Origin of the sequence: Rhizobium sp. R693, assembly GCF_002211315.1 — a bacterium.
GTDB lineage: Bacteria > Pseudomonadota > Alphaproteobacteria > Rhizobiales > Rhizobiaceae > Rhizobium.
Window position 1 is genome coordinate 357,416 of record NZ_LOKY01000012.1, and the last position, 14,509, is coordinate 371,924.

Consider the following 14,509-nt stretch of genomic DNA (forward strand, 5'->3'; position numbering starts at 1 on the left):
GGATATGATGACGATGCTTGATCGCCGCCTGCATGCCTACCGACCGGATCTTGCCGAGGCGGGGCTGGAAGGACGTGTGGAAGCCCTGCGGTTCGTTTCTGGCACGCCGGGCCGTGTCACCGTGCCGGTCATTGGATTGCGACCCGCGCCTGATCTGACCAAGGGAATCGATACCGAACTACTGCTGGGCGAGGACGTCACCGTGTTCGAGCGCAAAGACGGCTGGTGCTGGGTCAAGGCTGCTTCGGACGACTATGTCGGCTATCTGCCGGAAACTGCCCTTTCGGACGCGCTGGTTGAGCCCACGCATATCGTCACGGTTCAGCGGACGTTTCTCTATCTCGAGGCCGAGCTGCGCAACCCCTACAAGAGCATCCTGTCCATGGGCAGCAGGGTCCGGATCGTCGGGGAAGCCGAAACGCGCGGCAACCGCTATGCGATGCTGGAAGATGGGACGGCGATCTTTGCCAAGCACCTGCAGCCGATCGGGGCTGGCGAAGGCGGGGACTATGTCGACGTCGCAACCCGGTTCCTTGAGACCCCCTATCTCTGGGGCGGCCGCTCCGGACTTGGCATCGATTGTTCCAGCCTTGTGCAGCTTTCGATGCTGATGACGGGGCGAAGCGCGCCGCGCGACACCGACATGCAGTCGGCAACCCTTGGCGTGCCGATCGACCGATCCGAACTTTGCCGTGGCGACCTGGTTTTCTGGAAGGGTCACGTTGCGATCCTGGAGAACCCGGAGACAATCATTCACGCCAACGGCCATACGATGACCGTTGCCCGCGAAAACTTCGAGGATGCCATCAAGCGCATCGGCTGGCTGTACGAGCAGCCGACCGGCTATCGCCGCCCGGTCATCTGACCGGCGGCGTCGGCCATGACCTCACCCCGCCTGTCCAGGTCTCAAAAGCCTTCGACAACCTCAGCACAAGCATATCATCGAAGCGCGGACCGACGATCTGCAAGCCGATCGGCATTCCCGATCGCGAGAAACCGCAATTGATCGATGCGGCGGGCTGCTCCGACATGTTCCATGGCACCGTGAAGCAGATGTGCTCGAAGGGACGTGCGGGATCGTTCGTCGGCGAAGCCCATTCCGCCGGATAGGAAACGATAGGATTGGTCGGTGAAAGTACGGCATCGACCCTCGTGAACAGTCTGCCGCAGCTTTTGCGCATCTCGATTGTCTGATTGAAGCCCCTGACGGCATCGGCGCCGCTGATGGAGGCGCCGCCCTTTGCCCATGCGTAGATGTAGGGCAGAATCTTGCTTCGACGCTCGGCGCTCAAGTGCTCGATATCGCCCCAGAAGCGAGAACGCCAGAATGTGTCCAGTCCGTCGAGCATTGCCCGCGTCATAACGTGCGGAACCGGTATGACAATTGCGCCCGCATCTTCAAATCGCTGACCAGCCGCCTCGACCGCCGCACGCACCTCGTCGTCGACGGCAAGGCCACATCCGGCATCGAGCATCAACCCAATCTTCAGACCGCGGAGATCAGTCTTGAGGTCCATCCAGTCGATATCGTTCGGGGGCAGGCTGGTGCCGTCGCGCCAGTCCGGACGCGAGAGCGTCGCCATTGCATAGGCGGCATCCTCGACGGTCCGCGTCATCGGTCCGGCGCAGCGACCGACATAGAACGGATCGACCGGAATGCGGCCGTGGCTCGGCTTGAAGCCGAAGGTCCCTGTCCAGCCAGCCGGCAGCCGCACCGATCCACCGATATCGGTACCGATGTGCAGGGGTCCGTAACCCGCGGCCGCGGCCGCCGAGGCGCCTGCGCTCGAACCTCCAGGGTTCTGTGACGTATCCCAGGGATTGCGGCTCAGATGATGGAAGCTCGAAAGGCCCGAGGAGAGCATCCCGTAGTCCGGGCACGTCGTCTTCGCAAAGAGCACCGCGCCGTCCTCGCGCAATCTGGCCGCCGCAGGAGCATCCTCTGTCGCAGGCGCCAATTCGGTGGCTCTGGTCCCGAGCGGCACTGGCTGCCCCTTGGTCGCGATAAGCTCCTTCAGCGTTGCCGGGATGCCATCGAGCACGCCAAATGTCGCGCCCCTCACCCAGCGGTCGGTCGACGCTTGTGCCTGCTTGCGCGCCGCCTCCGGATCATAGGCGTAAAGGGCGCAGATTATAGGCTCCCACGCCTCGATGTGCCGTTCCAACGCCAGCCAGTATTCGAGCGGGGACAGGCTTCGATCAGCGAAGCGCTGCCTCAGTTCGCGGATCGTTAAGTCGGTTTCGGACATTGCGTTGTCATCCGGGCCTGTGGTTTCGAAGACTAACGGCGGTTCACCTCGCGAGGATCGAGCATGTCGCGCAGACCGTCGCCGAGCATGTTGAAGCCGAAGACGCAGAGTGCGATGGCGAGGCCGGGCAGGATTGCCAGCCATGGCGCAACCGCCAAGTAGGTTTGTGCGTCGGCAAGCATGCGGCCCCATGTCGGCGCGGGTGGCGCGATCCCGAGGCCAAGGAAACTGAGCCCAGCCTCCGTCAGCACCGCCAACCCCAGCTGAATCGTCGCCTGGACAATGATCTGGCTCATGATGTTCGGCAGCACATGGCGGACGGAGATCGTGAAGCGGCTATTTCCGATTGCACGGGCCGCGAGCACATAGTCCCGGCTCCAGGCCTGGAGGCCTGTCGCCAGCGTGACGCGGGCAAAGACGGGAATCATGAAGGTCGCAATGGCGATGATAGCGGTAAGCCGGCCCGGGCCCAGAAAAGCCCCCAGCATCATGGCCGAGAGGATCGGCGGCAGGGCGAAGACAACATCACAGGCACGCATCAGCAGAGCCTCGACCGGCCCTCGAACGGCCGCCGCCGCGATGCCGGCGACGGAACCGAGTGTTCCGCCGATCGCGACGGCGGCAATGGCGATCGACAGGGAGTTCCAGCAACCGACCATCAGCATCGAGAGAATATCGCGGCCGAACTGGTCAGTGCCTAGAACGCCGAATGCAAGAGGCGGCTGCAGCTTGTGAATGATCTGCATCTTCGCCGGCGGCAGCGGTGTCCAGACCAGCGACAGCAGCGCGACGGCGACCAGGAACGCGATGATACCGCCGCCGACCATCAGATTCGTTCTCCGGCTAATTTCAAATCGCCGGCGCCGAACCCTCATTTGATCGGAGACGATAGGCGCCATGTCAGACGCCTTTGCGCAAGCGCGGGTCGATCGCCAGATAGGAGAGATCGACGATGAAATTCATGACGATGACAAGCGCGGCGAAGAACAGCACGACATCCTGCATGACGATGATGTCGCGTTGCGACAGCGCCTGATAGGCAAGGCGGCCGAGGCCCGGAAGGTTGAAGACGTTTTCGACAAGAACCGCGCCCGCAACCAGGAAGGTGAACTGCAGGCCGAGGATCGTCAGGACGGGAACAAGCGCATTCGGCACCGAATGGCGCCACAGGACCCGCCGCTTCGACAGTCCCTTTGCGAGCGCCGTTCGGGTGAAATCCTCGTGCAGGGTTTCGAGGACGGCAGAACGCGTTACGCGCGTCAGGACTGCGGCTTGCGGCAAGGCAAGCGCTACCGCTGGCATAACGAGCGCCTTAAGAGCGGGCCAAATGCCGGCATCCCACCCCGGGAAGCCTCCGGCCGGCATCCAGCCGAGTGCCGTCGAGAAGAGCATGATCAGCAACAGCGCCACCCAGAAACCGGGAACGGCAATGCCGATCTGCGAAAATATCGAGGCTGCTGCATCCGCCAGCCCACCGCGATGCGCCGCCGCAAGCACGCCCAGCGGAATGGCGATGGCGACGGAGAGTGCGATCGCCATCAGCGCCAGCGGCAGCGTGACCGCCAGCCTCTCAAGGATCAGCCCGGCCACCGGCACGCCATAGGTATAGGATTGACCGAGATTGCCCCGGAATACGCCAGCGAGCCACTCGCCATAGCGCCAAAGGAGCGGCTGATCGAGGCCAAGATCGTGGCGAAGGGTTGCGAGCGTTTCCGGCGAGGCCGAGGTGCCAAGCATGATGGAGGCCTGATCGCCCGGCAACAGGTCCATCACGACGAAGATGAGCAAGGAAACGACAGCAAGCGTAACGATGAGACCAGCGAGGCGACGGGACAGAAGCGTTATCATTTCACGTCCGGTTTAATTCGCCGCCTCACCATGTCACTCATCCGCAATCAGTCTTCCCAGGAGACGTTGGTGAGGACGTTCGAGGGAATCGGTTCGTTCTCCCAGAGGCCCTTCAATTTCTTGTCCCAGACGCCCAATTTGGGCATGACGAAGAGATAGAGCGCCGGTACGTCCTCGGCCAGAATCTTCTGAGCCTCGCCGTAGATCTTCCCTTGCGCCGTCGGATCCGCCGTTTCCTGCACCTTCTTCATCAGTTCGTTGAAAGCCGGATTCTTGTAATTGAAGTAGTACGGATCACGGGCGTAGATGTCGATGTCGAGCGGTTCGGCGTGCGCAACGATCGTCATCTCATAGGCGCGATCCTTCATGACATCCTGCACCCACTTGGCCGGGAACTCGGTCGGCTCGATGTTCATCGTCACGCCGATTTCGGCGAACATCGCCTGCATGACCTGCGCGCTCCGCGGCGCATAGGCCATTTGCGGCGACTTGATCGTGAAGGTGAAACCATTGGGGTAGCCGGCTTCGGCCAGCAGCGCCTTGGCCTTTTCGGGATCATACGGCAATACGCCTGTGAGATCGAGATAGCCGGGGTCGTTTGGCGTGTAGTGGCTGCCGATTGGCGTGCCAAGGCCTGACCATGCGCCGTCGACGACTGTCTTCCGATCGATCGCCATCATCAGCGCCTGACGCACGCGCTTGTCGTCGAACGGCTTCTTGGCGTTGTTCATGCCGGCCACGACCTTGAGCTCGGTGTTGCCGATCTTGGTCGCAAGCTTGGCGTCGCCGTCAAACGAATTCATCAACTCGGGAGCCGCGAACTCGGGAATGGCGTCGACGTCGCCCGACTTCAACGCCGCGGCCTGGGCCTGCGGGTCGGCGATGAAGCGGAAGGTCACTTTGTCGAGCTTTACCGCGACGTCCTTGTTCCAGTAGTCGGCGTTCTTCTTAAGCTCGACCTTGTCGCCCTTCGCCCAGTTCACGAACTTGAATGGCCCGGTGCCAACAGGCGTCGTCTTATCCGCGGCCGCAGACTTCGGGCCTACCATGACGGAGGCCGGCCAGCCGAGCCAATAGAGGAGGCTGCCAGTCGGCGTGGAGAGTTTGAGGACCAGCGTCTCAGGGTCGGGCGTCTCGATGGAAGCGATCGAAGCGAAGAAGCGCTTTTGCGGGTTTATCGAGTCGGCACCGCGGGCGCGATCAAGCGTGAATTTCGCTGCGACGGAATCGAAAGCTTCGCCGTCATGGAATTTAACGCCGGTCTGCAGCTTGAACGTATAGGTGAGACCGTCTGGAGAGACCTCCCAGCTTTTGGCGAGCTGCGGCTTTATCTTGCCGGCCTCGTCGATCGTTACGAGGCCTTCGAAAACGTTCTGCCAAGTGACCTGACCGATCGCAACAGGGGCTGCGATCGTCGGATCAAGGCCGGTCGGCTCCACCGTCATACCAAGGGTCAGTGTGGTCTTGGCGGCTTCAGCCGGGGTAAGTCCCAGCAAAACGAGGCCGACCGAAGCGGCCGCGCCGAGATAGAGGCGCCGAACCAGCCGCGCCGACGGCGCGAGCGAAACCTTCATCATTCTGTTCCCCTGTCTGGCCGCCGACGTGGCGACGACCTTTGAAAGCTAAGGTGTCATTCTCGGAGTGCACACACAATGGCGATTATGTGTTCTCAGTGTAGCCGAAAGTGCTACACTCGAAGGCATCCTCTGAGCAAGTCCACGGGGGCTAGTCTTTTGGCTTCAAGCTTGTTTCCGCGCGCTCCCGCATGAACCGCTCGATAAAATCGACCAGTTTTGTCGCCGCAAAGGAAAGCTGACGGTCCGGCGCGACGCAGAGATCGACATAGGTGCGTATCGCATTTTTGCCGGCCAGGGGAATGGCGCGGAGCTGGCCTGCCTCGATCTCGCGACGGACGGTCAATGCCGGCAACAGGGTCACTGCGGCACCGCTCAGAACCAGCTCCTTGAGCATTTCGAGCGAACTAGCGACGAACACGGGCTCGACATCGAGGCCATCCTTTTCGATGCGTGCATCGAAAGCCTGACGGAAACCGAAAGACTGGTCGGGAAGCGCCAGGGGGTAGTCGGCGATATCCTTCAAAGCGATCTCTGACCGATCCGCAGCCGCATGTGCTGGGGAAACGATCAGGTCATAGGCGATTTCCGAACGTAGCCGTACTTTCGTACCGGAGAGCGGTGGTGCGAACAGCGTTACGGCAATATCGGCTTCTGCGCCGTTGACCGCTTCGATCGCCTGCCGAGCGCTGGTAATCGCGACCTCGAAGCGCAGCTTCGGATATTTCAGGCTGAACTCCGCCAGCGCCGGAGCAAGCAGATTGGCGACGGTTGCGCCGTTCGCATAGATGCTGACCTTGCCGCGCTGCAACCCCTTCAGGTCTTCGATGAGCTGGCCGACGTGATCAAGTTCGCGGAGCGTCCGTCCGGCACGGGCCGCGAGCAACTCGCCTGCCGCCGTCAGTTTTACCCCGCGGGCACTGCGTTCCACAAGCGGCGCGCCGAAGTGATATTCAAGGTTCTCGATCTGCCGGCTGATCGCCGTCGGCGCGACGTTCAGATTTTCCGCAGCCTGGCGCATGGAGTTGGTGCGCACCAGCTCGTCGAAGTACATCAGGGCACGGATTTGCATGTCATGGTCTCCGCCGCTTCAGGCAATATCGCCCTGTTTAGGCGATCTTGCGCGATCCGGGTAGCGGTCTCGCCAAGCTTGTTGCGCACCAGCGACCGGAAGTGCGGTGGCCTCGTAGACTCCACGTGCGATGGCGCGGGCCATCACGGTCGTCGCGAAATGGCAAAGCTCCAGAAAGGCGGAAAGATCCGGCCGCGGCCTTTTGCCCGTAGAGGCTGCAAAGACCGTGTCGCCATCAAGCGGCAGATGAGCCGGCAGCAGGGCGCGCGCGAAGCCATCATGGGCCATGATCGCCAGGCGATGAGCCTCCTGCTTTGTCAACTCGGCATCGGTGACAATGGCCCCGATCGTGGTCGCCGTGGTGTTTGCGCCCTTCAGCCGCATGCGGGTGTCGGCGTCTAAGATCAGAGAGGGCAAGCCGAGGCCGCCAAACTCTGCATTCTGCTCGAACGGTGCTGACCAGAAATGCGGCCCCTCGCCCACCGTCGCCGAACCGAGCGCATTGACGGCAACGATCGCGGCGATCTTCAGGCCGGTGCTGGTTTCGGCACTTGCCGAACCGAGCCCGCCTTTGAAGGTCGCCGTGATCGCCCCCGCGCCCGCGCCAACGGTCCCGAGGGCGAAGCGCCCCCTGGCTGCTTTCTTGAAAGCTTCATAGCCCATGTCGCGATAGGGCGACTGCAGACCCCAGTCTTTGTCACCACCGTTGAGAAGGTCCATCAGGATTGCCTGGGGAACGATCGGCACCTTCACATCGCCAACGGGAAAGCCTCGACCGGCGTCCCGCAGGCCCGCCTGGACGCCGCCTGCTGCGTCGAGACCGAAAGCCGAGCCGCCGGAGAGCACGAAGGCATCGACAGCACCGACCGTCATCGACGGATCGAGAAGGGCGGTATCGCGACCGCCGGGAGCGCCGCCCAGCACCGCGCCGGAGGCGGTAGCAGGCTCGTCGAAGACGATTACGGTCACGCCTGAGCCGAGCTTCAAATCCGTCGCGTTTCCGACCAAGACGCCTTCAATGTCGGTGATCAGATTGAGCACGCGCGCCATCCTTATTTCTGCAGGTGCGCGCGATAGGACGGCAACGGCGATCAAAAGACAAGACCGGCCTCACCTTTGGGTAAGACCGGTCCGAAATCTGTCAGGGCTGGTTAGGCCGTGCCTCATGCCTTTAGGCATGGATGGGCTTCGGGTGACGGCGGGTCATCAGATCATGGATGGCGAGCTTCACTTCCGCCGGCGAGCTGAAATGTTGCTCGTCCAGATCGTGAACATGAAACTTCACTGCGATGAACTTCAACCGGTTCTCATCCGGGATGACGATCCCGACGGGAACGCCTGCGTACTCGATTACTTCTTTTTTCATGCGTAGAACTCCTGCCGCGCGGTATGCGCTGGCGATGGCGAATTGACTTGTCTGATTCCGTTAAGGGTGGACGAAGGTCACATTCGACAGTTCGGGCGGGAGAGGGCGCCCGGACGGTCATTGCCAAGCACGAATCGCCCAAGGAAATTGGCGAGAGTATCGATGTCAGTCATGTCTCGTTCCTTTCTCTGGCGTTGCGCTTGCTTGAGGCCCTGGCTTTCCGGGGCCGGCGATGACTGCGCTATTAATCTACTTAATTTGTAGACTATAACTGGCAGCCCATCAGAAACATATTCCGAAACATGTCAAAATATCGACCATTCGGAAAATTTCATTCCATCACACTCGAATTGACTGAAAGAACCCTATCAAGTCTTTGTGCAATCCGCGTGACAGTCCGAAGCTCTCTTTCGATCACGGGAGCAGACATAGGAAGTGCCGGTGATTCCGGCAATGGGGCATTTGATTAAAAATGCGAAGTCGCGAAATGACCGAAATGGTTAACGCCGCATACACGGCTGCCTACCATCCCTCAGAAAGCACCTTTTCGAGCATGTCGACGAAGAAATCGGCGCTCTCGGCGGTGAGGCAGAGGGGAGGCTTGATCTTCAACACGTTCAGGTGATCACCGGTCGGCTGCATCAGGACACCGAGATCAAGGAGCCGGCTGCAGATTGCCGCGGTCTCTTCTGTCGCTGGTTCCAGCGTCGTTTTATCGCGGACGAGCTCGAGGCCGAGATAGAGCCCGCTGCCATGCACCGCGCCGACGATCGGATGGTGCTCGATCAATGCGACCATGCGGCCCTTGAGATGATCGCCGACATCGCGCGCGTTCTCCTGCAGCCTTTCCTCGGCCATGATATCGAGCACGGTCATGCCCGCCACGCAGCTGACCGGACTGCCGCCGGTGGACGAGAAGAAATACCCTTCCTTCTCCAGTGATTCGGCGATGGCTCTGGTGGTGATCACAGCACCGAGTGGATGGCCGTTCCCCATGCCCTTGGCGATCGTGACGATATCGGGGACGACGCCCTGTTGCTCGAAGCCCCAGAAATGGTGCCCAAGCCGTCCATAACCGACCTGCACCTCGTCGGCGATGCAGACCCCGCCACGAGCCCGCACCTGCCCATAGACGGCCGCGAGATAGCCCTCGGGCAGCGATATGCCACCGGCATTCCCGTAAACCGATTCGGCGATGAAGCCGGCCAACCCCTCGCCTTTCGCGTCGATGGCTTCAAGCGCCTCGAACACCGCTTGCAGATAGCCGGCAGTCGAATCTGAACCACGGAAGGCGCCGCGATAGGTGTTCGGCGAGAGAACGGCATGCACCCAGGCGGGTCGCGTCGTCAGCGCCTGCGGATTGTCGGCAATCGACGTGGAAACGGCGTCGCTTGCGACCGACCAGCCGTGATAGGCCTCGAGAAGGCTGAGCATATGCCTGGAACCGGTATGCGCGGAGGCGAGCCGCAGGGCAAGGTCGTTGGCCTCCGATCCGCTGTTGACGAGGAACACCGCGTCCAGCCCTTCCGGGGCAAGGGAGGCAAGGCGCTCAGAAAACTCCGCAATGGCGGCATAGTGAAAACGTGAATTGGTATTCAGCCTTAACCATTGCTCGCTGATCGCCTCGGCGAGACGAGGGTGGCCGTGACCAAGAGTAGTGACGTTATTGAGCATGTCGAGATAGGCGCGCCCCTCGACATCGAACATGTGCTCCTTCCAGCCACGCTCCATCTGCGGTGGCGCCTCGTAGTAGTTCTTCTGCGGCTTAGCGAGATGGGCCTGCCTGAGCGCGTACAATTCGTCGGACACCGGCTTCGGCGCATTCACGTCGGGGCCGAGGAGGGCGGCCGGCGACGGGCATAGTTGCGACCAGGCGACCGCTTCCTGCGGGGTGCAAAACAAAGGCGGTTGCTCGCCCTTGAGGGTGGAGAGCTGCACGCGCAATCCACCGAGAGAACCGTCTTCGCCAGAGACTGCCCCAATCGACTGCCCGGCTTCGACTTCCGCCTCATCCTGCAACGACGGCTCAATTCCGTCGAGATGAAGGCTCACGCCCTCGCCTGCCAGAATGAAATGGTGGTTCTTCCAACTGGCCTTGCCGGCGAATGGAGCGGCAATCACGCTGCCGCCTGCGAGGCAAATGTCGCAATGCAGTGTGAAGGTTGAAGACGGGCTGGCGCTGCGAAGTTTCGCGCGCGACAATCGGTATTCGCCATAGCGCGTCGCCGCGGTGCCGGTTTCTGCCGCCGCGCGGGCAAGCAGGCGCCAATCCATGTCGGCCTGCGACCAGTTGCCTGCGGCAAAATACGGACTCTGGACGCCGAGATCGACGAAGGAAATGGTCGCCGGGTCGATCTCCGGCAACAAGGGATGCCAGTCCTCTGTCGTCAGGGCGGCCGTTTCCATGCCGACTGCCTTGAGGACAGCGATCTCCATCAATTCGAACGGCACGGACACCGCCGTATCGAATATGCGGCGCTCCAGCTCGAGGTTGCCCAGAACATAGTCGTTGTCGGGATCGATCGAGATCTGCTGTTCGCTGCTGGCGACAAGAATGACGGCGCGGGCAACGACGAGCGGCCAAAGGGCGCGCAACTCCTCTTTGGTGAGCGGGTAGACCTCGTGATAGGCCTTTACAGCAGGAAGAATGTAGAGCGGATCACCGTCCGCCTGATGCAGAAGCGAGGCGCAGGTGACCGCCAGGTCCCCGATCAGCCAGCCGCGGATTATGTCGCCGAAATCGATGACACCATCCGGAACCAGATGGCCACGATCGTCGCGACGGCTGACGACATTGTCGCCGGTCACATCGTGATGCACGGCTTGCAGACGCAAGGACGGCGCCAGGGGCTGGATTCGCCGAACGGCCGATACCATCGTCTTGGCGATGCGATCGCGCGCGGCGCTGTCGGTGATCGCCGACAATAGCTGCACGGCAACTGGACCGGCACGGCGCAAATCCCATTGCAGGCTGCGATCGAGACCAGGGTGGGTGAAGTCGGCGAGCGACTGTGCCAGGCGTGCGCACAGCGCGCCAAGTGCTGCGACCGACTCCCTTGGCAAATACCTGCGATGGGTGAGCCCCTCGCCTTCCAGATATTCCAGCAGCCGAACCTGATAGGTCTGATCACGGACAGTGACGGCGATGATGTCCTGACCGTCGGTCGACGGGATGACCCGCGGGACGCGCGGTGCACCCTCCTTCATACTGAGGTGGTGGATGGCCGCGTTCTGCGCCTCGAGCTCCAGTGTCTGGTAGGCGACGTGGCAGATTTTCAGGACATAGCGCCGCTCGTCGGTATCTAGACGATAATTGCGATCCTGTTGGCTGCCGAGCTCGGTGATCGCTCCCGACAAGCCATAGCGTGACTGGACGATGTCGCCGGCTTCGGCGGCCGTCACGTCAGGGCGTGGCAACGTCGCGCGATCGGCAAGCGTCTCGTCAGTCATGGCATCCCCCGCGGCATGATTCGATTTTGCAGACTAAGCAGATAATCGAATCCGTGCCACCGGCAAGCGAGGAGATCTCATTCGTTCAACGGCATAGCCGCTGTCAGCGATCAGCCCATGCGCTCGGAGGCGTAGCTCCCCGGGCTTGCCGGAAACACGATCGTGCGGTTGCCATTCAGGAAAACGCGGCGGTGGATATGCGCATGGATGGCGCGGGCCAGAACCTGGCTCTCCACATCGCGGCCGATGGAGACGTAATCGTCGGCGCTTTGGGCGTGGGTGATGCGGGCCGTATCCTGCTCGATGATCGGACCTTCGTCGAGGTCGGCCGTCACATAATGAGCCGTGGCGCCAATCAGCTTCACGCCGCGATCGTAGGCCTGCTTGTAGGGGTTGGCACCCTTGAAGCTCGGCAGGAAGGAGTGATGGATGTTGATGATCCGGCCCGACATCTTGCGGCACATCGCGTCGGAAAGCACCTGCATGTAGCGGGCAAGTACGATCAGTTCGGTGCCGGTCTGATCCACGAGGTCGAGGAGCTGGGCCTCCGCCTGCGGCTTGTTTTCCTTTGTCACCTTGATGTGGTGGAACGGAATATCGTGGTTCACCACGACCTTCTGATAATCGAAATGATTGGAGACCACGCCGACAATCTCGATCGGCAGCGCGCCGATTTTCCAACGGTAGAGCAGGTCATTCAAACAGTGGCCAAAGCGCGACACCATCAGGAGCACCTTCATGCGGCTGGCGCCATCATGGATTTCGGCGTCCATTTCGAATGTCTCGGCGACCGGCTTGAAGCCTTCCTTCAGCGCCGCAAGACCGACGCCTTCTTCTGAAATGAAGCTGACGCGGGTGAAGAATTTGCCGGTATCGAGGTCATCGAACTGCGACGAGTCGATGATGTTGCAACCCTGCTCCGCCAGGTAGTTCGCAATCGCCGCCACGATCCCGCGCGTCGACTTGCACGTCACCGTCAATACATAGCTCGTCATCTGTTTGGTCCTTCTTGCGGCACCTGCTGGCCGGCCTGCTTAAATCAAACCGAAAGCGGCGGATAGAGAGCCGCGCCTTCATTCGTGCAACTATTTGCAAGGAAAACCGTCAGAAGCTTGCAAGCTGCTGGCGTCTCCCCGTCGCAATCAACTTACGGCAGCGCGCGCAAAACTCCGTTCCGCTTGCGCCGTCAAGACGCGTATCCCCGCCGTGATAGCGCCAGGCAAGGATCCTGCTTCGGCAAAGTCACGTTTGCGAGATGGGCGTCGACAGACGGATGCGCTTGCTTGATAACGATTGCCGGCGCGCTTACATCGATGCGAGATGACGAGCTCCAGATCCGGCGAGGCGACAGAATGCGATTCGCAAGAATGTTGTTGATGGTCGTGGCAGTTGGCGCAGGCATGGCACCAGCAGCGAGCTTCGCCACGGACTGGCGGCGCGCCGGAGAAGCTCAGGCTCAATCGGCATATCCCTACGCGAACCTGCCGGGCGTCAGGGCGAAGCCGGAGCCGAAGGACGAGGAACAATATAACTGCCGGACGGAAACGCGGCCGCTTCGCCGCGGATACGACAAGATTTTCCGTACCGGCGGCCTGCCGACCCTCGTCTATGTCTGCGATCGTGACGGCCTGGAGAGCGTCGGGACACAGGTGCCGCTTCGCGGACACTATCAGCCGGTCCGCTGAGCTATCGGGCGGCGTCGCTAAACTGGCGCGCGATCATGTGGTCGATCGATAGTCTCCCCGGCCCCCCGGCAATGATCACGAGGAAGCAGACGGCCCAGGTGCCATGTGTCGGCCAGGCACCGGGGTAGACGAACAATTCGATCACCAGTGTCATCCCAAGAAGGGCAAGGGCGGAAAGGCGGCTTGCCAGACCGATCACCAGCAACAGTGGGAAGAAGTGTTCGGCAAATGCCGCCAGATGGGCAGCAATCCAGGGATCGACGAACGGCAACTTGTATTCATTCTCGAACAGGTAGACTGCGTTGTCGGTGACATGCCAGCCTTCGACCTTTGTCTGGCCGGATTGCCAGAAGACGGCCCCGATCGACAGACGGGAGATAAGAGCGATGAAGTCGTGTGGGATATGATCGAGCAGCCGCAGCATGCGGTAGAGCTTCTGCGGGTTCGTCGGCCTCCGCATGTGGTTCATCGTGATTTCATCATACATGGCCGTGTCTCCAGACGTGAGTTAGCGAACGGAACGGAATGCGCCTGTTTGTAGGGCACCGGCGAGATTGGCTGAGAGGTCGAACGCAGGAGCCGCAGCGCTTGCCGCCGCGACCGAACCGGCAAGCGACATGCCTGTTGCAAGTGCTTCGATAAAGGCGGCGCCACCAGGCGGCAGCCGGTGAACCTCGACGCTCAGATGAGCTCGCACGATCAGCGCATCTTCGCCGCACCAGCCTTCAACCGGCCCGAGTTCGATCTCGCCGGCGTTCATCGCCCAGATCGTCACCACCGGATGAGGCGAACGCAAGACTGACATCGCCGGATGTGGGTCGAAAACGAGATCCCCGAGCTTCGCCGGATCGGTTGTGGCCAGGCTATTGGGGTCCAGCGGTGTCGCATCGGCGGCATGGTAGGCCCGGCTGCGCGCACGTTCGAGGCGAATGACATCCGGCAGGTATGCGACGGCCGCTGCCGGCTCGAACGACGCCACGAATTCCGCAAACTCGTCCCCGTAGGACAAAAGCAGCGGCGAGCGCGGTGGGTGATGGCGAACGAATTCGGATGCCATCGCCGCAAAGAACCCTTCGCCAACGATTTTCTCCGCAACCGGAAAGCGGGAAGCGAGCGCACCCAGCAATCCGACGGTGACATTGTTGCGATAGACATTGAAGCGACGCTCGCATGTCCCTCCGCTCCATGCGGCGAGACCTTGCGGGATGCCTGTCTCGGGCGTTGTCAGAGCCTGTGCGAACATCGTCTGTGTGGAGAGAGACATG

At 61.3% G+C, this 14,509-nt stretch carries 13 protein-coding genes; 2 read left to right on the forward strand and 11 right to left on the reverse strand.

Annotated elements, in window-relative coordinates; translation table 11 throughout:
• The first annotated feature begins 7 nt into the window (after positions 1–7).
• Positions 8–865, forward strand: a complete 858-nt coding sequence (locus ATY79_RS13680; protein ID WP_088691473.1) for an NlpC/P60 family protein — start codon at positions 8–10, stop codon at positions 863–865.
• Here the strand turns inward: ATY79_RS13680 and ATY79_RS13685 are convergent.
• The 9 genes from ATY79_RS13685 to purU form a co-directional block, all read right to left on the reverse strand.
• On the reverse strand, positions 858–2,249 hold the full coding sequence (locus ATY79_RS13685; RefSeq protein ID WP_088704139.1) for an amidase: 1,392 nt from the start codon (positions 2,247–2,249) through the stop codon (positions 858–860). The genes ATY79_RS13680 and ATY79_RS13685 overlap by 8 nt on opposite strands.
• 32 nt (positions 2,250–2,281) lie before the next feature.
• Positions 2,282–3,148 (reverse strand): ABC transporter permease, encoded by an 867-nt coding sequence (locus ATY79_RS13690; RefSeq protein ID WP_088704140.1) that lies wholly within the window; start codon positions 3,146–3,148, stop codon positions 2,282–2,284.
• A 1-nt stretch (position 3,149) separates the two neighbouring features.
• Positions 3,150–4,097: an ABC transporter permease gene (locus tag ATY79_RS13695; RefSeq protein ID WP_088704141.1), complete on the reverse strand. Its 948-nt coding sequence runs from the start codon at positions 4,095–4,097 to the stop codon at positions 3,150–3,152.
• A 47-nt stretch (positions 4,098–4,144) separates the two neighbouring features.
• Positions 4,145–5,674, reverse strand: a complete 1,530-nt coding sequence (locus ATY79_RS13700) for an ABC transporter substrate-binding protein (protein WP_088690955.1) — start codon at positions 5,672–5,674, stop codon at positions 4,145–4,147.
• A gap of 148 nt (positions 5,675–5,822) precedes the next feature.
• Positions 5,823–6,743, reverse strand: a complete 921-nt coding sequence (locus ATY79_RS13705) for a LysR family transcriptional regulator (RefSeq protein WP_088690954.1) — start codon at positions 6,741–6,743, stop codon at positions 5,823–5,825.
• Positions 6,744–6,761: 18 nt separating this feature from the next.
• Positions 6,762–7,793 carry a P1 family peptidase gene (locus tag ATY79_RS13710; protein ID WP_088704142.1) on the reverse strand — a complete coding sequence of 344 codons (1,032 nt, stop codon included), beginning with the start codon at positions 7,791–7,793 and terminating at the stop codon, positions 6,762–6,764.
• 121 nt (positions 7,794–7,914) lie between these two features.
• Positions 7,915–8,109, reverse strand: coding sequence for a hypothetical protein (locus ATY79_RS13715; RefSeq protein ID WP_007529092.1), 195 nt, complete (start codon positions 8,107–8,109; stop codon positions 7,915–7,917).
• A 522-nt stretch (positions 8,110–8,631) separates the two neighbouring features.
• Positions 8,632–11,559, reverse strand: coding sequence for an aminotransferase (locus ATY79_RS13720; RefSeq protein ID WP_088704143.1), 2,928 nt, complete (start codon positions 11,557–11,559; stop codon positions 8,632–8,634).
• Positions 11,560–11,669: 110 nt separating this feature from the next.
• A complete protein-coding gene (gene purU / locus ATY79_RS13725; protein WP_088690951.1) occupies positions 11,670–12,554 on the reverse strand; it encodes a formyltetrahydrofolate deformylase in 885 nt (294 codons plus the stop codon).
• 357 nt (positions 12,555–12,911) lie between these two features.
• Here purU and ATY79_RS13730 point away from each other — a divergent pair, with 357 nt between their 5' ends.
• Complete coding sequence (locus ATY79_RS13730; RefSeq protein WP_088690950.1) at positions 12,912–13,244, forward strand: hypothetical protein; 333 nt, start codon at positions 12,912–12,914, stop codon at positions 13,242–13,244.
• 1 nt (position 13,245) lies between these two features.
• Here ATY79_RS13730 and ATY79_RS13735 read toward each other — a convergent pair whose 3' ends face one another.
• Both ATY79_RS13735 and ATY79_RS13740 read right to left on the reverse strand, forming a co-directional pair.
• Positions 13,246–13,731, reverse strand: a complete 486-nt coding sequence (locus ATY79_RS13735; RefSeq protein WP_088690949.1) for a DoxX family protein — start codon at positions 13,729–13,731, stop codon at positions 13,246–13,248.
• Positions 13,732–13,752: 21 nt separating this feature from the next.
• Positions 13,753–14,508: a DNA-binding domain-containing protein gene (locus tag ATY79_RS13740; RefSeq protein ID WP_088690948.1), complete on the reverse strand. Its 756-nt coding sequence runs from the start codon at positions 14,506–14,508 to the stop codon at positions 13,753–13,755.
• Position 14,509 lies beyond the last annotated feature (1 nt).